General features: G+C 60.5%; 13 protein-coding genes, 1 tRNA gene, 1 pseudogene and 2 riboswitches. Of the genes and pseudogenes, 8 read left to right on the top strand and 7 right to left on the bottom strand.

Features of this window, described 5'->3' with window-relative positions; translation table 11 throughout:
- Window positions 1-393 precede the first annotated feature (393 nt).
- On the top strand, window positions 394-3,018 hold the full coding sequence (locus tag OIK44_RS07685; protein WP_273670140.1) for a TonB-dependent receptor: 2,625 nt from the start codon (window positions 394-396) through the stop codon (window positions 3,016-3,018).
- An 89-nt stretch (window positions 3,019-3,107) separates the two neighbouring features.
- On the opposite strand, the gene OIK44_RS07690 is transcribed toward OIK44_RS07685, so the two are convergent.
- Window positions 3,108-4,328: an MFS transporter gene (locus OIK44_RS07690; RefSeq protein WP_420213834.1), complete on the bottom strand. Its 1,221-nt coding sequence runs from the start codon at window positions 4,326-4,328 to the stop codon at window positions 3,108-3,110.
- Between the two features lie 104 nt (window positions 4,329-4,432).
- Here OIK44_RS07690 and OIK44_RS07695 point away from each other — a divergent pair, with 104 nt between their 5' ends.
- Together OIK44_RS07695 and OIK44_RS07700 are read left to right on the top strand one after the other, a co-directional pair.
- Window positions 4,433-4,897, top strand: a complete 465-nt coding sequence (locus tag OIK44_RS07695) for a winged helix-turn-helix transcriptional regulator (RefSeq protein ID WP_273670141.1) — start codon at window positions 4,433-4,435, stop codon at window positions 4,895-4,897.
- A 106-nt stretch (window positions 4,898-5,003) separates the two neighbouring features.
- Window positions 5,004-5,104, top strand: a riboswitch (glycine riboswitch).
- Window positions 5,105-5,108: 4 nt separating this feature from the next.
- Window positions 5,109-5,208: riboswitch (glycine riboswitch) on the top strand.
- A gap of 52 nt (window positions 5,209-5,260) precedes the next feature.
- Window positions 5,261-6,529: a D-amino acid dehydrogenase gene (locus OIK44_RS07700; protein WP_337587196.1), complete on the top strand. Its 1,269-nt coding sequence runs from the start codon at window positions 5,261-5,263 to the stop codon at window positions 6,527-6,529.
- A gap of 129 nt (window positions 6,530-6,658) precedes the next feature.
- Here the strand turns inward: OIK44_RS07700 and OIK44_RS07705 are convergent, their stop codons facing one another.
- Entirely contained in the window at window positions 6,659-8,980 is a 2,322-nt protein-coding gene (locus OIK44_RS07705; RefSeq protein ID WP_273670143.1) for a putative bifunctional diguanylate cyclase/phosphodiesterase, read from the bottom strand.
- Between the two features lie 208 nt (window positions 8,981-9,188).
- Here OIK44_RS07705 and OIK44_RS07710 point away from each other — a divergent pair, with 208 nt between their 5' ends.
- The 3 genes from OIK44_RS07710 (at window position 9,189) to OIK44_RS07720 (ending at window position 10,850) form a co-directional block, all read left to right on the top strand.
- The gene (locus OIK44_RS07710; protein WP_273670144.1) at window positions 9,189-10,046 is read left to right on the top strand and encodes a PA4780 family RIO1-like protein kinase; all 858 of its coding nucleotides are present in this window, start codon (window positions 9,189-9,191) and stop codon (window positions 10,044-10,046) included.
- A gap of 89 nt (window positions 10,047-10,135) precedes the next feature.
- Window positions 10,136-10,212, top strand: a tRNA-Gln gene (locus OIK44_RS07715).
- Between the two features lie 131 nt (window positions 10,213-10,343).
- Complete coding sequence (locus tag OIK44_RS07720) at window positions 10,344-10,850, top strand: GNAT family N-acetyltransferase (protein ID WP_273670145.1); 507 nt, start codon at window positions 10,344-10,346, stop codon at window positions 10,848-10,850.
- Between the two features lie 65 nt (window positions 10,851-10,915).
- Here OIK44_RS07720 and OIK44_RS07725 read toward each other — a convergent pair whose 3' ends face one another.
- A complete protein-coding gene (locus OIK44_RS07725; protein ID WP_273670146.1) occupies window positions 10,916-11,212 on the bottom strand; it encodes an addiction module antidote protein in 297 nt (98 codons plus the stop codon).
- A 90-nt stretch (window positions 11,213-11,302) separates the two neighbouring features.
- Entirely contained in the window at window positions 11,303-11,488 is a 186-nt protein-coding gene (locus OIK44_RS07730; RefSeq protein ID WP_337587197.1) for a type II toxin-antitoxin system RelE/ParE family toxin, read from the bottom strand.
- A gap of 370 nt (window positions 11,489-11,858) precedes the next feature.
- Between OIK44_RS07730 and OIK44_RS07735 the strand changes: the two genes are divergently transcribed.
- Window positions 11,859-12,053: a hypothetical protein gene (locus OIK44_RS07735; protein WP_273670147.1), complete on the top strand. Its 195-nt coding sequence runs from the start codon at window positions 11,859-11,861 to the stop codon at window positions 12,051-12,053.
- An 84-nt stretch (window positions 12,054-12,137) separates the two neighbouring features.
- On the top strand, window positions 12,138-14,831 hold the full coding sequence (gene lanKC / locus OIK44_RS07740) for a class III lanthionine synthetase LanKC (RefSeq protein WP_273670148.1): 2,694 nt from the start codon (window positions 12,138-12,140) through the stop codon (window positions 14,829-14,831).
- 131 nt (window positions 14,832-14,962) lie between these two features.
- Here the strand turns inward: lanKC and OIK44_RS07745 are convergent.
- The 3 genes and pseudogenes from OIK44_RS07745 to OIK44_RS07755 all read right to left on the bottom strand — a co-directional run bounded on the left by OIK44_RS07745 (window position 14,963) and on the right by OIK44_RS07755 (window position 17,299).
- A pseudogene (locus tag OIK44_RS07745) lies at window positions 14,963-15,926 on the bottom strand (IS481 family transposase).
- 138 nt (window positions 15,927-16,064) lie between these two features.
- Window positions 16,065-16,478, bottom strand: a complete 414-nt coding sequence (locus tag OIK44_RS07750; RefSeq protein WP_273670149.1) for a MerR family transcriptional regulator — start codon at window positions 16,476-16,478, stop codon at window positions 16,065-16,067.
- Window positions 16,475-17,299, bottom strand: a complete 825-nt coding sequence (locus OIK44_RS07755) for a type 1 glutamine amidotransferase domain-containing protein (protein ID WP_273670150.1) — start codon at window positions 17,297-17,299, stop codon at window positions 16,475-16,477. Before OIK44_RS07755 ends, OIK44_RS07750 begins: the two co-directional genes overlap by 4 nt.
- Window positions 17,300-17,429: the final 130 nt, after the last annotated feature.

Consider the following 17,429-nt stretch of genomic DNA (forward strand, 5'->3'; position numbering starts at 1 on the left):
CCGATCGGCGCGCCGGACCAGGCGCGATGCCAAGCGCCAAGATGAGGAAATATATGGCTTATTTGATAGCTTTTATAAAAAAAGCAAGATATATTTGTCGGAAATACACTTGTTTCGTTGTTATTTAGCCACATCGCGGTTCTGCAGGCTTGAGCGGAGATGTATAGTACGGCTGGATTTTATTGAAAATATTGATTTTAAATCAACGCATAAAATCCAACCGGTAGAGGGCCGCAACGTTTGGAAGATCATTGTAATTTCTGGTTCAAAAGATCCAGTCGTGATTCGCCGAATTGCTGTTTGTTATAGTTAATTGATGTTCTGTGAGAGTATCGAAATATGATTTTTCAAGAGAAAAAAAGCGTTCATGCCGTGAAAATTGCATTGAGTGTCATGGCCGGCACCATCCTGATGGCAAGCCAGGCGCAGGCGCAAAAAGCTGAAGGTGCCGAGAATATTCAACGCGTTGTCGTGACCGGTTCCAATATTTCCCGCATCAATATGGAAGGCCCGACCCCGGTCGAGGTCATCAAACGTGCCGACATCTCCAAGTCCGGCGCCACCACCGTGGTGGAACTGCTGGCCAAGCTGCCGTCCGTTTCCGTCTCGCTGGACGGCAATTCGAGCAGCACCTTCGCCTCCGGCGCCTCGTCCGCCGCGCTGCGCGGTCTGTCGTCCAAGTACACGCTGATCCTGTTGAACGGCCGCCGCCTGGCCAACTACGGTTTCGCCATCGGCGCACAAGATTCCTTCGTCGACTTGAACAGCCTGCCGCTGTCGGCGATCGAGTCGGTGGAAATCCTGCGCGACGGCGCCTCGGCCATTTACGGCTCCGACGCCGTTGCCGGCGTGATCAACTTCAAGACCCGCACCAACTACCAGGGTATCGAAGGCAGTGTCAACCTCGGCGCCAACGAGCAGGGCGATGCGCGTTCCGGCAACGCCACCATGACGGCGGGCTGGGGCGACCTGGAAAAGGATGGCCGCAACGTCTTGATGACGGTCGATATGTACCGCCGCAATCCGCTGGTTTCCCGCAAACACGAGAATCTGTCGGCGCATGACTACCGCCAGTTCGGCGGCACCGACAATCGCACCACCACCCAGTACATGGGCTGGGTGCGCAACCAGAACACGAAAAAGGCCGAGAAGGGCTATGTGATCCCGGGTTGCCTGGGCACCGCGGAGCGCAACAGCAGCGGCGACATGGTGTGCTTCACGAATCCATCGACCGATTTGAGCCCGACGCAAGAGCGCGCCGGCATCTCGACCATTTTCACGCAACGCCTGAACGGCAACGATGAACTGTTCCTGGAAGCCGGTTACACGGAGAATTCCTCGTCCTTCGTCAAGGGCATGCCAGCCTTTACCAACGCCAACTACAGCACCGTCGGTTCGACCAACGCCGGCCTGGCGTCGCTGCCGTCCGGTTTCGCTAAGGGCGACCCGCTGCAGGTCTTCCGCAGCGTCTATGAAGCGGGCAACCGCACCTCGAAAGTCACCAGCAAGACGGCGCGTCTGGTTGCAGGCTGGCGCGGCACCATCGGCAAGTGGGACAGCGAAGGCGCAATCGGCCTGAACCAGAACAAGCTGAGCGATGTCAACGACAAACAAGTATTGAAGGATAAATCGACGCTCGCCTTGCAGGCTGGCTTGCTGGGCAAGGTCGGTGGCTATGACCCCTTCGTCCTGAACAATCCGGCCAGCGCCTATCTGCCTTTCCTGACGACGACGCACCACAATTCGACGTCGAAGCTGAGCAGCGGCGAATGGAAGATGAGCACGCCTGATCTGTTCACGCTGAACGGCGAGCAAGTCGGCTTCGCCTGGGGCGTACAGGGCAGCCACGAATCGATCGACGACGTCGCCGATCCGGAAGCGGCGAAGGGCAATATCGTCAACGTCGGCGCGACCAGCAGCAAGGCCAGCCGCACCGTGTATTCTGTCTACGGCGAGTTCAACGTGCCGATCGTCAAGCAAGTGGAAATGCAACTGGCCCTGCGCGGCGACCACTACAGCGACTTCGGCACATCCTACAATCCGAAACTGGCCCTGGCTTGGCGTCCAAGCAGCACCGTCCTGGTGCGCGGCTCGGCGACCACCTCGTTCAAGGCGCCTACCCTGCCGCAGATCGCCTCGACCACGACGGCCTTCAGCACCGTGGCGGACTGGGCGCGTTGCGGCCCGCTGGGTTATGTCGGCGCGAATTGCTCCTACTCCCCGACGGTCTATCTGGCCGGCAGCAAGGATCTGAAAGCGGAAAAGGCGAAGAACTACTCGCTGGGTATCGTGCTGCAGCCGATGAAGAATCTGTCGGCTTCGCTGGACTGGTATAGCGTCCGTCAAACCGACACGATCCAATCCCTGGACGCGCAATACGTGTTGGACCACGAAGACTCGATTCCAGGTTTCGCCGGCTTGATCGGCCGCGACCCGCGCAATCCGGGCCTGGAGGCAGCCAACCCTGGTCTGAACAAGGGCCGCATCAAGGACATGCGCCTGCCTTACCAGAACGTCGGCAAAACCAATATCGAGGGTCTGGACCTGGACGTGAAATACTCGTTCAAAGTCGGCCAGTACGGCACCTTGAAGCTGCGCGAAACCAACAGCTACAGCTTGAAGTATGAGCAAAGCATCACCCCGGGTTCCGCGCCGACCGACCGTATGGACGGCACCGACCATCCGAAGTGGTCGAACACCCTGCGCGCGGCGTTCGAATGGGCTGACAAGGAAGTGGCGCTGACGGCCCGCACCTCCGCCAGCACGAAGAATATCGATGACCCGACCAAGACGCAGAAAGAGGCAATCACCAATGCCCGCATCGGCGCCTACACGGTTTGGGACATGAACTTCACCATGAAGCCAATCAAGGATCTGGATCTGAACTTAGGTATTAACAATTTGTTTGATAAAGGCATTGTGTATTCGAACAGCGCCTACAACAATACCTACGTCAATTCCCTGAACTACGTGGTTGGCCGTTACATCTACCTGAACGCACGCTACAAGTTCAAGTAATCCGCCGGTTTGGCATTTTTCGGAATGCCATGAACAAAAAATCCCCGCTCGCGTGAGCGGGGATTTTTTTTGGGGGTGCGCGCCGCGTTTCAGGCGGCCGGCATGTGGCGCAGCGTGAGGCGCCAGAACAGCAGGGCGGCCAGGTTGACGGCGGCGCCGAGCAGGCACACGCCGGTCCAGCCGGCGGCCGCGTGGACGGCGGTGGCGGCCAGCGCGCCGGCGCCGCTGCCGAGCGCGTAGAACAGCATGTAGCAGCCGACCAGGCGGCTGTGGGCGTCGCCGTGGGCGCGCAATATCATGCTCTGGTTGGTCACGTGGATGGCCTGGCCGGCCAGGTCGAGGGCGACGATGCCGGCCAGCAGCGCCCACAGCGACTGCCGCGCGAAGCCCAGCGGCAGCCATGCCGCCAGCATCAGCAGCAGCGCCGCGCCGCTGGTCCATTGGCCGCGGCCGCGGTCGGCCAGCCGCCCGGCCCGCGCCGCGCCCAGCGCGCCGAGCGCGCCGACCAGGCCGAAGGCGCCGATGGCCGTGTGCGAATACGCGTATGGCGGCGCGCTCAAGGGAAACACCAGCGCGCTCCAGAAGATGCTGAACGCGGCGAACAGCAGCAGCGCCAGCACGCCGCGTATCTGCAGCGTGCGCTCGCGCGCCAGCAGCGCCGCCATCGAGGCCAGCAGCCGCGCATAGCCGAGGCGCGAGGGCGGCGGCGCCTGCGCCGGCAGCACGCGCCACAGCACGGCCAGCATCAGCAGCGCCAGCGCCGCGGAAGCGAAATAGACGGCGCGCCAGCCGGCGGCGTCGGCCACGGCGCCGGCCAGCGCGCGCGCCAGCAGCAGACCGACGACGACGCCGCTTTGCGCGGCGCCGACGACGCGGCCGCGTTCGGCCGGCGCCGCCGCGCTGGCCGCGTAGCCGATCAAGCCCTGCGTCATCGCCGTGCCCAGCAGGCCGACGGCGAGCATGCCCGCCAGCAGCGCGGCGGCGCTGCCGGCCAGGCCCACGGCCAGCAGCGCCGCGCAGAGCAGCAGCAATTGCGCCAGCGTCAGGCGGCGCCGCTCCAGCATGTCGCCCAGCGGCACCAGCAACAGCAGGGCCAGCGCGCAGCCGGCCTGGGTGGCCGTGATGACGAGGCCGGCGGCGGCGGCGCCGAAGCCGAACTCGGCGGCCAGCGTGTCGAGTAGCGGCTGCGCGTAGTAGACGTTGGCCACGCTCAGGCCGCAGGCGGCGGCGAACAGCAGCACCAGCGGCTGCGCCATGGCGCTCGGGACGGCGGCGCCGCGCGGGAGGGGGATTTCGGAAATCGTGGACATGTTTGCATCTTTCTGGTTTCAAATTAAAACCAGTTGGAGTGTAGGTGTTTTAGTTTTAAAATGCAACCAGTGCGCGGCTGCCGCGTTTTTATTTGAGGAAAGAAATGGCCAAGCGAAAAAGCCTGAAGGGCGACCTCTGTCCGGTGGCGCGCGCGCTCGACGTCATTGGCGACCGCTGGGCGCTGTTGATCGTGCGCGACGCCTTCGACGGCATGCGCCGCTTCGGCGAATTCCAGAAAAGCCTGGGCGTGGCCCGCAACATCCTGGCCGACCGCCTGCACACGCTGGTCGCGGAAGGAGTGTTCGCGGCGGTGCCGGCGTCCGACGGCAGCGCCTACCAGGACTATGTGCTGACGCCGAAAGGGGCGGCGCTGTTCCCCGTCGTGGTCGGCCTGCGCCAGTGGGGCGAGGCGCAGCTGTTCGGCGCCGCCGAGGCCCATTCGGCGCTGCTGGAGCGGGCCAGCGGCCAGCCGGTCGCGGCGCTGGAGCTGCGCGCGGCGGATGGCCGCCGCCTCGACGCGGCCGACACGCTGGTGCGCAAGCTTGGCGGCGCCGCGGTGCGCGCATAAAACAACTATCGGTATGAAAAAATTTGAACTCGCGGTCATCCTTGCTGTAAGCTGGTCGCGCCTGTTCGCGCAAGCGGCGGCAACGATTTGACTGGCCCTTGCGCCATGCGCGATATCGGGAGAGCCTGAACTGCGGTCGACCCACTGGACAGCGCCGAAGGAGCAACCGCCCCGGAAACTCTCAGGCAAATGGACCGATATCGCAGTTGAACTCTGAAGAGCTGCCGGAGCAAGCGTCGCCGGTGCACCGAAGGAGCAAGCGATGTCCGCCGCCGGCGGCCCTACGTGAATCTCTCAGGTCCAGAACAGAGGGGGTGTCCGCTGCGCGTGTGCGCGTGGATTGAACCCTCGACGCGTTGGAGCTTGACGAGTATGAAAACTATCGCAGTCATCGGCGGCGGCATCACCGGCGTCACCACGGCCTACGCGCTGGCCAAACGCGGCTTTGCCGTCACCCTGATCGAAAAACACCGCTACGCGGCGATGGACACCTCGTTCGCCAACGGCGGCCAGTTGTCGGCCTCGAACGCCGAGGTGTGGAACCACTGGTCGACCATGCTCAAGGGGATCAAGTGGATGCTCAGGAGCGACGCGCCGCTGCTGGTCAATCCCAAGCCGAGCTGGCACAAGCTGTCCTGGTTCGCCGAGTTCATCGCCGCCATCCCGCACTACGACAAGAACACGGTAGAGACGGCGCGCCTGGCCGTGGCCGCGCGCGCCCACCTGTTCGCCTGGGCCGAGGAAGAGGGCATCGACTTCGACCTGAAGAAAAAGGGCATCCTGCACATCTACCGCGACAAGGCCGGCTTCGAGCACGCGGCCAGCGTGTCGAAGCTGCTGGCCCGGGGAGGACTGGCGCGGCGCGCCGTGACGCCGGCGGAAATGCGCGCCATCGAGCCTACGCTGGCGGGCAACTACTACGGCGGGCATTTCACCGAAAGCGACGCCACCGGCGACATCCATAAATTCACCACCGGGCTGGCGGCGGCCCTCGTCCGCCTCGGCGTCGACTGCCGCTACGGCCAGGACGTGCAGGCCGTCGGCGCCGACGCGCGCGGCGCCAGCGTCACCGTCGGCAGCGGCGCCGACGCCGGCACCACGCGCTTCGACGGCGTCGTCATCTGCGCCGGCACCGCCAGCCGGGCGCTGGGCGCGGCGCTGGGCGACCGCGTCAACATCTACCCGGTCAAGGGCTACTCGATCACCGTCAACCTGAACGACGCGCAAAGCCAGGCGGCGGCGCCGGTCGTCAGCCTGCTCGACGACGCCACCAAGCTGGTGTGCAGCCGCTTCGGCGCCGACCGCTTCCGCGTCGCCGGCACGGCCGAATTCAACGGCTACAACCGCGACATCCGCGCCGACCGCATCCGCCCGCTGGTCGAGTGGGTCGAGCAGTGCTTCCCCGGCGTGAGCACGCGCAGCGTCGTGCCGTGGGCGGGCCTGCGGCCGATGATGCCGGACATGCTGCCGCGCGTCGGCCGCGGCCGCCATCCCTGCGTGTTCTACAACACGGGCCACGGCCACCTGGGCTGGACGCTGTCGGCCGTGACGGCCGACATGGTGGGCGGCGTCGTCGCGCAGGCGCTGGCCGCGCCGGCGCGGCAAAGCGTGCTGCAGCCGGTCGGCGCGTAAGAGCCGCAACGCGGCAGGGGCCTCGGACCAGGGGTCTGACCCGTTCTTTGGGTCAGACCCCGGCTTTTGCCGTTGCCGTAACAGCCGGGGTCAGACCCCGAGAGCGGGTCTGACCCCGGCGCGGCCCGTCTATGCGTCGAGCGGGTCGGCGGCGGGCGCCAGCAGGCGCTCGAAGGCGTCCGCCGGCAGCGGCCGGCTCGCCAGGTAGCCCTGGTACAGATCGCAGCCCTGGGCCTTCAAAAAGGCCAGTTGGGCGTTCGTCTCGACGCCCTCGGCCAGCACCTTGAAGCCCAGCGTGTGCCCCATCGTCACGATGGCGGCGGCGATCGCCATGTCGTCCGGCTGGAACGGGATGTCGCTGATGAAGCTGCGGTCTATCTTCAGCACGTCGAGCGGGAAGTGCTTCAGGCAGGCCAGCGAAGAGTAGCCGGTGCCGAAGTCGTCGATCGCCAGCCGCACGCCGAGCCGGCGCAGCCGCTTCAGGATCTGCACGGCCTCGTCGCCGCACTCCATCAGCGCGCCCTCGGTCAGCTCCAGCGTCAGCCTCTCGGCCGGAAAGCCCGTCTCGGCCAGCGCGCCCTCGACCAGCGCGCAGATGTCGCCGTGCAGGAACTGGCGCGGCGACAGGTTCACCGCCAGCGTCATCGGCGCCAGCCCGGCGGCGATCCAGGCCTGCCCCTGGCGGCAGGTTTGCGTCAGCACCCAGTGGCCGATCTCGCCTATCATCCCGGTGGTTTCCGCCACCGGGATGAAGCGCTCCGGCGCGATCAGGCCCTCGTCCGGGTCCTGCCAGCGCACCAGCGCCTCGGCGCCGATGATGCGGCCGTCGGCGATGTCGAGCTGCGCCTGGTAGTGCACGCGCAACTGGCCCAGGCTCAGCGCCTGGTGCAGGCGCGCCTCCAGGTGGATGCGCTCGCGCGCGGCGCGCGTGAGCTTCTCGGAAAAATAGCGGAAGCAGCCGCGGCCCTCCTGCTTGGCCTGGTACAGCGCGGCGTCGGCGTGCTGCAGCAGCGCCTCCGTGCCGCCGCCGTGCTCCGGGTAGATGCTGATGCCGATGCTCACGCCGATATGCACCTCCACGCCGTTCGACAACTGCCAGGGCTTGTTGATCCAGCCGATGATGTCGTTGGCGATGCGGCCGGCGTCCTCCGGGTGCGTGCTCTTTTCCAGCAGGACGACGAACTCGTCGCCGCCCAGCCGCGCCACCATGTCCATTTCGCGCAACTGCCCGCGCAGGCCCACGGCCACCTGGCGCAGCAACTCGTCGCCGGCGGCGTGGCCGAAGCTGTCGTTGACGTCCTTGAAACGGTCCAGGTCCAGCATCAGCAGCGCGAAGCCGGTCTGCTCGCGCTGCGCCGTCTTGACGCAGTGCTCCAGCGCCGCCATCAGCTTCAAACGGTTCGGCAACTGCGTCAGCGGATCGTGGTGGGCCAGGAAATTGAGCTTGTTCTCCGAATCCTTCAACTTCGAGATGTCGGCGAACACGCCGACATAGTTCAGGATGGCGCCGCCGCCGTCCCGGACGGCGCCTATGCTCAGCAGCTCCGGATAGATCTCGCCGTTCTTGCGGCGGTTCCAGATTTCGCCGCGCCAGTAGCCGGTGTCGGCCAGCGACTGCCACATCGCATGGTAAAACTGGGCGTCGTGGTGGCCCGAGCCGAGTATCGACGGCGGCTTGCCCAGCACCTCGGCCTCCGAATAGCCGCTGATCTCGGTGAAGGCGTGGTTCACCATCGTGATGCAACCGGCGCTGTTGGTCACCATCACGCCCTCGCGCGTGGTCTCGAACACGGTCGCGGCCTGGCGCAGGCGCTCCTCGGCCTGTTTGTGCTCGCTCAAATCCATATTCGTGCCGGACAGGCGGATCGCCTTGCCGTCGGCGTCGCGCTGGACGCGGTAGCGCGTCAGCAGCGGCACATAGTGGCCCTGCTTGTGCCGCAGATGGGTTTCCAGCGCATATGTGCTGGTGGCGCCGTCGGCCAGCGAGGCTTGCAGCACGGCCTCGGCGCGGGGCAGATCGTCGGCGCGCATCAGGCGGCGCCACAGGCTGCTGTCGGCGGGCAGCTCGTCGACCGCGTAGCCGAGCATTTCCCACCAGCGCGGCGAGTAGTACAGCAAATCCTTGCGCAAGTCCCAGTCCCACCAGCCGTCGTTGGAGCCCTGCAGCGCGCGTTCGAGCTTGTCGCGGTACTGGCCGGCCTTGTAGCCGGCGCGCGTCATCGAACGGTGCCAGCTGCGCAGCAGCATATACAGGGCGGCGCCGGTGACGGCGATGAACAGGAAACCCTTGATGCGGCTGACGGACTCGATGGCCTCCGGACTGCGCACCAGCAGGATCAGCACATGGTCGGAGACGGCGATCCACAGCATCGAAAACAGCACATACAGCAATACGATGCCGGCCGGGCTACGCAGCTTGAACTTGGGACGCGGACGAGATGCGTGGCTCATGGCATGGCGGGCGGGCGGGGGAGGGTGGCGGGCGTGATTCCACTATAACAGCAAAGAAAACGGCGGCGGAAAAAGAGCGGGGTGGCCGGCCCGTTGTAGTTGCTTCTGCAACACAAGATGCGCGCTGTATAATGGAACGCGCCAACACCGGCGCCATTCACCCCCGCTTTCCGCTCGCCTGGAAAGCCAACGCCACACCGGCATCCCTATGAAAACACCAAAACGCATCCAGCCCCTGGTTGAAGAAGGCTTGATCGACGAAGTCATGCGCCAGCTCATGAGCGGCAAGGAAGCCACCGTCTACGTCGTGCGCAGCGGCGACGACATCCGCTGCGCCAAAGTGTACAAGGAGGCCAACGAGCGCAGCTTCCACCAGGCCGTGGCCTACCAGGAGGGGCGGCGCGTGAAAAACAGCCGGCAGGCGCGGGCGATGGAAAAAGGCACGCGCTACGGCCGGAAAATGGCCGAGCAGGTGTGGCAGAACGCCGAAGTCGACGCGCTGTACCGGCTGGCGGCGGCCGGCGTGCGCGTGCCGCGGCCCTACATCTGCCACGAGGGCGTGCTGCTGATGGAACTGGTGACCGGCGCCGACGGCAACGCCGCGCCGCGCTTGAACGACGTCGAGCTGGACCGCGAGCGGGCGCTGGCCTACCATGCGGCGCTGCTGCGCGAAGTGGTGCTGATGCTGTGCGCCGGGGTCATCCACGGCGACCTGTCCGAATACAACATCCTGGTCGACGCCCACGGCCCCGTCATCATCGACCTGCCGCAGGCGGTGGACGCGGCCGGCAGCAGCGTGGCGGCGTCGATGCTGGAGCGCGACGTGACGAACCTGGCCAACTTCTTCGGCGCCTTCGCGCCGGAGCTGCAGGGCAGCCGCTACGGCGCGGAAATCTGGATGCTCTACGAGGCCGGCCTGCTGACGCCGGACACGCCGCTGACGGGCGTGGTGGCGGCGCCGGAGGGGCCGGCCGACGTCGGCGCGGTGATCCACGAAATCGCCCTGGCGCGCTTCGAGGAAGAGGAGCGCGAGCGCCATCAACTGGCGGCGCAAGGCTGGGCCTGATGCGCTAGCGCGCCAAGGCGCAGGCGCCGCAAACGCGGCCTTGCAACAATGCATTTTGCATTATCGTTCACTTATGTTATTCTCTCGGCGGGGGAATCGCCAAGCTGGTTAAGGCACCGGATTCTGATTCCGGCACGCGAAGGTTCGAATCCTTCTTCCCCTGCCAACTGGCCTCATTTTTGCAGCGCCTAGAGCTGACTCCACATCCCTTTTCTCCGTCAAGTTCCGAGCTTTGCTGCGGAGCCTGAGCCGCCGCGCGGCAATTTTCCAGGCGAACCGACAACTGTGTGGAGCGACATGATTATTCGCAAGCTTACCCCTGCCGATGCTGAAGCCTATCGGGAGCTCAGACTGGCCGGCATCCTCAACGCCCCCGCCGCATTCTGGGCCGGCTACGACGAAGAAAGCACCCTGCCGCTGGAAGCGATGCAGGCGCGCCTGGAAGAAACACCATATCAAAGCATCTTCGGCCTGTTCTCCGGCGAGAAACTGCTCGGCATGGCCGCGCTCAAACGTGAAAGCATCGCCAAGATCAGCCACCGCGCCACCATCTGGGGCGTGTATGTCGATCCGTCGGCGCGCGGCACCGGCGCGGCGCGGCGCCTGGTGGACGCGCTCATCGCCCACGCCAGGACGCTGCCGGAACTGGTGCAACTGACGCTGTCGGTGCGCAGCACAAACGAAACCGCCATCGCGCTGTACGCCAAGGTGGGCTTTGAAGCGACCGGCGTCGACCGCCGCTCGATGTACGTCGACAATGCCTACCACGACGAAAACCGCATGGTGCTCATGCTGGATGCGTGAATGTGTTTTTTGGGCGGCCGCGACGCCGGCTCGCCGGTCTGACGATGCGCATCGTGCCAAATGAATTACGCGTGATCCAGCTTGGCATGCAAGCGTAAGCCTAGCGCATGCGTTACCTTCAGGATGGTATCGAAGCTCGGATTGCCTTCGCCGGAAAGCGCTTTGTACAGGCTTTCGCGTCCCAGTCCGGTATCCTTGGCCAGTTGCGTCATGCCACGGGCGCGGGCGATGGTGCCAAGAGCCTTGGCGATGAAGGCCGCATCATCGCCAGCCTCTTCCAGGCAGGCTTCGAAATACAAAGCCATATCTTCCTTGGTCTTGAGATGCTCAACACTATCCCATTTTCGCAGTTTCAATATCATGGCGGTCCCCTAAAGTTCGCGCGCCAGTTTCAACGCCGTGCTGATGTCCTTGCTCTGCGTAGACTTGTCGCCGCCTGCCAGCAGTATCACTCATTTCATGCCGCGCTGCGTGAAGTACACAGGGTAGCCCGGCCCGTAATGAAGCCGCATTTCCGACACACCTTCACGTACCGGCGCACAACCACCGAAGTTGCCGTCTTCAGCACGGTCGATGCGCACCTGAATGCGTACTGCCGCCCTGACGTCGTTCAGGCCGCTGGCCTGAATGCTTTTTATGTGGTTGGTGTATGTTTTGGGTTACGAAAAAACAAAATGTATTGGTATTGATATCGCGTACAACGCAGGTGGTTTGATCTGCGGCAAGTCCGGCCGATACTGGCCGAGTTGCAAAACTGGTTGCCGGTCATCAGCCTGACCGTGGTGTCGGCACCGGTACCGGCAAGGTAGCCGCACGGGGCCATCGCATCGGCACAGTACTGCGCCACTTAATCCACTCGAAAAAAGTTGACAAATAACCAGTATTTACGTAATACTAACTTGTCGAAATAATTCTGTTCCGACACCGCATGCTACATAAACTATTGGATGACAGTGGTTTTTTAGTCTGCGCACATTCAATGTCTCCATTTTTAATAGAGGAATTGTTATGGAAAATAATATCGAAAAAACGCAAAAAACAAAAATGAAAATGCGGGTTCTGGAGTTGCAGGAATTGTCTGAAGTTAGTGGTGGCGTCGGCGGGGACCCGGAACAACCTGATGGTTGGAGCACTAAAAGCATGGGCTGCCGTACCGTTCGACCAGACGAGTGGAGCACGTTTAGTAATGACTGCCGTAAATAAATAGCGGGGTCGGCGCAAAACGGGAGTTGCGGTTTTTGCGCCGTTTTATTTTTGGGCCGAAATAAAGCGTATAGGGGTGGAAACATGGAAGCGCCATCGACTGGATTGGTCATTGACCCGCATGTGTTTGTTCCGCAATCATCTTATAAGCCGTTGAAGCAATACTACGATCATGTTTTGCCACTCTTGCCGAAAATATGGCGTTTAAAACAAGATAGTTTTTGGACCTACTCGATTCTCCCCAACGCCAGAAACGTTGTGCAGGGGTGGAAAATCCATGTTTCGGCCATTCCCGAGTCGGCCCTGCGGATTCTTGGGAAGGTAGTACCGGTCTGTGTGGCGTACGGCGTTGATTTTAAATTTGCAAGTGATCGGAAGATACTTGGAGGCTTGTTGTCGAAAAATTGCAGCCGCGGGTCCGGCGGAAAATTCATCACCATTTACCCCCCCAATTACGAAGCGTTCACGAACATGCTAGATGCGCTTTATCCGCAACTGATGGATGAAAATGGCCCACACATACTTTCTGATAAGCAATACAAGGACTCAACAGTTTTGCACTATCGATACGGCGGATTCCATAGTTTTCCTATTTTGAATGTTGATGGCAGTAGCAAACTTTGTATTTTAGACGATAAATTTGAGTATCTCGAAGATGTGCGAACTCCCGTTTTTTCCCTTCCCGGCTTTGTCTCCGATAAGCTTGATTACCCCGACCCTGAGATGGATGGGGAGCTTGAATCCGAGGAGGACAACGAGCGGCGGCCGTTCGGTGGGAAATACGAAATTCTTTCCGTTATAAAATTCTCAAATGCCGGTGGCGTGTATTTGGCGAAAAACGCGCAGACTCAAGCATCAACAATTGTCAAAGAGGCCAGGCCGTTCATCGGCCTGGATATAGCGAATACCGATGCCGTTGCAAGGCTAAAAAAAGAATTCAGGATACTGGCGCATATCGCCGACCTGAAGATAGCACCCAAACCATTCGATTTGTTCCAGGAGTGGGACCATACCTTCCTGGCCGTTGAATTTATAGAGGGCATGACGCTTCGGCAGCATGTCGTAAAAACAAACAAACTCATTCACGCCAAGACATCTGCTTCCGATATGGTGAAATGGCTCACCGATATCGTCACGATATCAATGGATATCATACGGATATTTATAAAATTGCATGGAAGGAGCATTGTGTTCGGCGATTTGTCGCTCAATAACATAATGATCAATCCTTCGACATTGGAGCTTACCCTGATCGATTTCGAGGCGGCGGCTGAAGCGGGCGTGGATGACCCGAGCAATATGTTCACTCCTGGATACGCCAGGGATTCGCGGATGGAGAGGGATGAAAGCACTTTGTCCGACGACCATTATGCGCTTGGATGCACACTGTTGGCCCTGCTTGCTCCGAACGTGACCTTGCTTGAGAAAAGGAGTGATTTCGTCGATGTTTTCTTTGGCGAGGTGTGCAAGGAGATTGACGTGCCGGCAGCTTTTATCGAATGCGTCCGCCATTTGCTTGCTGACGGAGACGTGGATTTGGGGCGCTGCCTGGAAAAACTCAAGTCGTGCGTGGTGGAATCTACCCGGGGAATTTCGCCCGAGACATGCAAGGTGGAGCGCGACGGCCATGTATTCGCCGAAACGATAAAAAGAATTTATGACTATAATTTGAGCGTGATGGATGTTTCTAGCCGCGAACGAGTTTTCCCGGCCGGCCCGAAATTGGGTGATCCAATGGCCGTAGATAATGGCATGTTGGGCATCGCCTATGCCTGGAAAAGGATAAACGGCAGTATTCCCCCCGAGTTCGAAGCATGGATTGAACAAAAATCACGCATCAGTGGACAACGTCCCGGCTTGATGAATGGTTTGAGCGGATCGGCCTGGGTTTTATCCGAACTCGGTTTTGCAGACGCGGCCGCCCTTGCCATCGACGGCGCGGGCAATCATGCCCTGTTGTTCCAGAATATGTCGCTTGGATACGGCGCGGCGGGATATGGCCTCAGTATCCTTAATTTATGGAGAAAAACCGCGAACGAGCAATATTTGAGCGAGGCGGTGAGGATCGCCGATGTGCTTTGCGACACAGCGACTGCGCATCCACATGGCTACGCGTGGGGTGACCCCGACGGCGGTGGGGGCATTAGCGTGGGGTTGATGGAGGGCGCAAGCGGTATCGCACTGTTCTTATTGTACGCATTCTGCGCGACGGGTGATGTTCGGTACTTGAACACGGGTGAGAAGGGCATGCTCTTCGACATGGCATGCGGCAGGGAAATCGATGGCGCGCTGGGATTTCCGCGGAATTCGGGCGCCGCAAACAAGGTGCTTTTTCCATATCTGGCCTATGGCAGCGCCGGCGTTGCCAGCGTCGCCCTGCGTTATTACATGATGACTAAAAAGGCTGAATATATCAATCTCGTGCATGGCGTCAAGAACGCCGTGGCTCAGAAATATTCGATTTCACCGGATCTATTCAATGGGCTGGCTGGGCTGGGAAATTATATGCTGGACGTGTATCAGCACCTGGGTGACGAAACCTATCTTGATCTGGCATACCGGCTTGCGCACGGCTTGAAATTGTTCGAGATGCCCCGCCTGGAAGGTTCTGCATTCATAGCCTTTGAGCGCGCCAAGATTAATTCCGATTACGCCTCCGGCTCCGCTGGCATCGCTCTTTTCCTGCATCGGATGATCAACGGGGAGGGGAATTTTAATTTCATGATGGATGATCTGCTCGAGATTCCTGCGGTGAGTGTCGCCTTGACTGACACGTAAATCCGGCGGCGGGAGGTGATGGCGTTGGTTGGCCTGTTCTGCGGGGCATTGGTTATCCATCGGGTATCTCGCGTATTCCGACTTCAGAAAATTGGGTGTTTGCGAGCGAATCCCTACTACAATTTCTCTATTTATTTGTCCAGTCCCGTTTGATCATAGACGCGTTTAGCGAATAATTCCGGCTTTCGATCCTGCCATTCTTTGAGCGCCTGAATGGGCGTTTTGGCGCCGATGGCGCGTTGGGGAATGTGGTGGTTGTAAAGCTTCAGGTAGTTGAGCAAAGTCGCCTCCAGGTCGGCCCGGCTATCGAAGCGGGTTTGCTGCAGCAGTTCGCTGATGCGGCCGTTGAAGCGCTCCACCATGCCGTTCGTTTGGGGGTGGCGAGGCGGCGCCAAACGATGCTCGATTTCCATGCCGGCGCACACCTTGTCGAAGGCATGCTGGCCGCTTGGCTTCTTGTCCTTCATGGCGAAGCGGTCGGTGAATTGCGAGCCGTTGTCGGTCAGAATCTTGGTGATCTTGACCGGCGACGCCAGCTTGAGCCGGCGCAGGAAATCGACGCTGCTGCGGTCGCTCATGTCGCCGTAAATGTGCGGAAACACCCAGCGCGTGGCGCGGTCGATGGCCACGAACAGGTAGCGGCGCGAGGTTTCGTCGGGCATTTGCGGCAGGTATTTGATGTCGATGTGAACGAAGCCAGGCTCGTAGTCCTTGAAGGTCTTCTTGGCCGAGATCGTTTCACCCTCGGCCTTGGGGATGACGTCTTCAAGGCGCGCCATGCCTTCGCGCTTGAGCAGGCGGGCGATGCCGGATCGGGACACCTCGGCGTTGATGTATTGCCGGGTAACGTAGAGCAGGTCGTCGGGCGGCAAGTAGAGCGTCTGGCGCAGCGACAGGACGATGGCCTCCTGCGTTGCGTTCAAGGTGGGCGCGGTGCGAGCGGTCTTGCACGTCGTCGCGCTTGAGCCATTTGGCGGCGGTGGTATGGGTGATGTTGAAGACCTTGGCCGCCTGGCGATCAGACAGGCCGGAGTCCTTGATTTCCTGCCGAATCTTCGGGGTAGTGCGGGCCTGCGGGTGGATACGTGTGCTCATGCGGTCAAACGTTTCGGTGACGCACTGCGATGGGTAAAGGGCCGCGACGGAAAGCCGGCGACCAGCTCGTCAAGCGCGGCCTTGGCGCGAAACAGGGGCATGCTGCGACGGGGGATATGATCGCGCGAAACTAAACACCTAGTCGCTGCTCGTGATTCCCATGCTGGCCATAACTCTTACCGCATTGTCCTTGCAATCAATGTCGTCAGGTCTGGAATCGATCAGCAGAATCAGGGAGCGGAGATGGGCTTTGTTTTGAGCCAACCGCACTTCCAATGATTCGATGTCGGCAATCTTCTTTTTGAGGGCCGCCATCAGTTCATCATGTCTCCATGAAGAAATATCTTCTGGCAGAACTTGTTTGATCTCTTGAAGTGAAAAACCTGCCTTTTGTGCGTCATTAATGATGGCAAGCAGGGCTACCGCCTCAAGCGGATAGTCTCGGTAACCGTTGGACTGGCGGCTGACAGCCTTCAACAGACCCTTTGATTCATAAAACCGAATTGTTGATGCCGGTGTGCCGCTACGTTGGGCCAATTCGCCGATTTTCATTGGGACCAGCCTTCCTCAGCTTGTTTCGGATTTCCAGTCTTGAGCGCGTTTAATAAGACTTGAGCCACTTCCTTGCTTGACCCCGGATTTTGACCTGTGATGATTCGGCCGTCGGTTACTGTAAAGCTCCGAAACGGAATCAACGATTTTTCATACTTAGCTCCTTTGCTCTCCATCTCGCTTTGCAGGGCATAAGGGACTTGATCTTTGACGCCGGAGAGCGTCTCTTCGAAGTTCGAGAATCCAGTGACGTGGCGCCCCTCTATCAAAGGCTTGCCGCTATCGTCCTGGAGGTCTAACAATCCTGCCGCGCCGTGGCAGATAGAAGCAACGATACCGCCGTCGCGATAGATGCCTTCGGCGATTCGTTTTAGCTCTTTGCTGCCGCGAAAATCCCACATTGTTCCGTGGCCGCCGGTATAGAAGATGGCCTGATAGCCCGCTGGACTGGTATCGGCCGCAGCTTTCGTCGACTGCAAGGAGGACATGAATGCAGGATCGTTGAGATGCGCTTTGGCTGCGTCATCGACGTAGAGCCAGCCAAGACTACGTTCATCCAACGGTGTCTTACCGCCACTCGGACTGACAAAATCGACTGAATAGCCTGCTTCTCTTAGTTCATCGTATACGTGCGTTAGTTCAGTAAGCCAGAGGCCGGTGTGGTCGCTTCTGCTTGGGTACTGTGAATGGTTGGTCATCACAATCAATACCTTTTTGACATTGGTTGCCGAGGCTGGACTTTGTGCCCCCGGCGCAGCTGCAACAACCTTCATGAACAGTACTGGCATCGCGGCGCAGAGAAGCTTCTTGAAAATCGACATGGTGATTGCCCCTAAGGAGGTGAGCTTGCACAGCTCGGTGCGATCAACTATAAGCTTAAAGCTAAGTTGAAGGTCAAGTCATTCAAGTGGAAACCGTGGGTCAGATGGCGCTGAGGGCAACAATGTTGCG

The sequence above is a fragment of the Janthinobacterium fluminis genome, assembly GCF_028595325.1.
GTDB classification, from domain to species: Bacteria; Pseudomonadota; Gammaproteobacteria; order Burkholderiales; family Burkholderiaceae_D; genus Janthinobacterium; species Janthinobacterium fluminis.

Bases quoted from the DNA above. Each gene is read 5' to 3' on its own strand.
- OIK44_RS07695 (WP_273670141.1), top strand. From the start codon at position 4,433: ATGGCCAAGCGAAAAAGCCTGAAGGGCGACCTCTGTCCGGTGGCGCGC.
- lanKC (WP_273670148.1), top strand. From the start codon at position 12,138: ATGGAAGCGCCATCGACTGGATTGGTCATTGACCCGCATGTGTTTGTT.
- OIK44_RS07685 (WP_273670140.1), top strand. From the start codon at position 394: ATGGCCGGCACCATCCTGATGGCAAGCCAGGCGCAGGCGCAAAAAGCT.
- OIK44_RS07750 (WP_273670149.1), bottom strand. From the start codon at position 16,478: ATGAAAATCGGCGAATTGGCCCAACGTAGCGGCACACCGGCATCAACA.
- OIK44_RS07710 (WP_273670144.1), top strand. From the start codon at position 9,189: ATGAAAACACCAAAACGCATCCAGCCCCTGGTTGAAGAAGGCTTGATC.
- OIK44_RS07720 (WP_273670145.1), top strand. From the start codon at position 10,344: ATGATTATTCGCAAGCTTACCCCTGCCGATGCTGAAGCCTATCGGGAG.
- OIK44_RS07725 (WP_273670146.1), bottom strand. From the start codon at position 11,212: ATGATATTGAAACTGCGAAAATGGGATAGTGTTGAGCATCTCAAGACC.
- OIK44_RS07690 (WP_420213834.1), bottom strand. From the start codon at position 4,328: ATGTCCACGATTTCCGAAATCCCCCTCCCGCGCGGCGCCGCCGTCCCG.
- OIK44_RS07755 (WP_273670150.1), bottom strand. From the start codon at position 17,299: ATGTCGATTTTCAAGAAGCTTCTCTGCGCCGCGATGCCAGTACTGTTC.
- OIK44_RS07705 (WP_273670143.1), bottom strand. From the start codon at position 8,980: ATGAGCCACGCATCTCGTCCGCGTCCCAAGTTCAAGCTGCGTAGCCCG.
- OIK44_RS07735 (WP_273670147.1), top strand. From the start codon at position 11,859: ATGGAAAATAATATCGAAAAAACGCAAAAAACAAAAATGAAAATGCGG.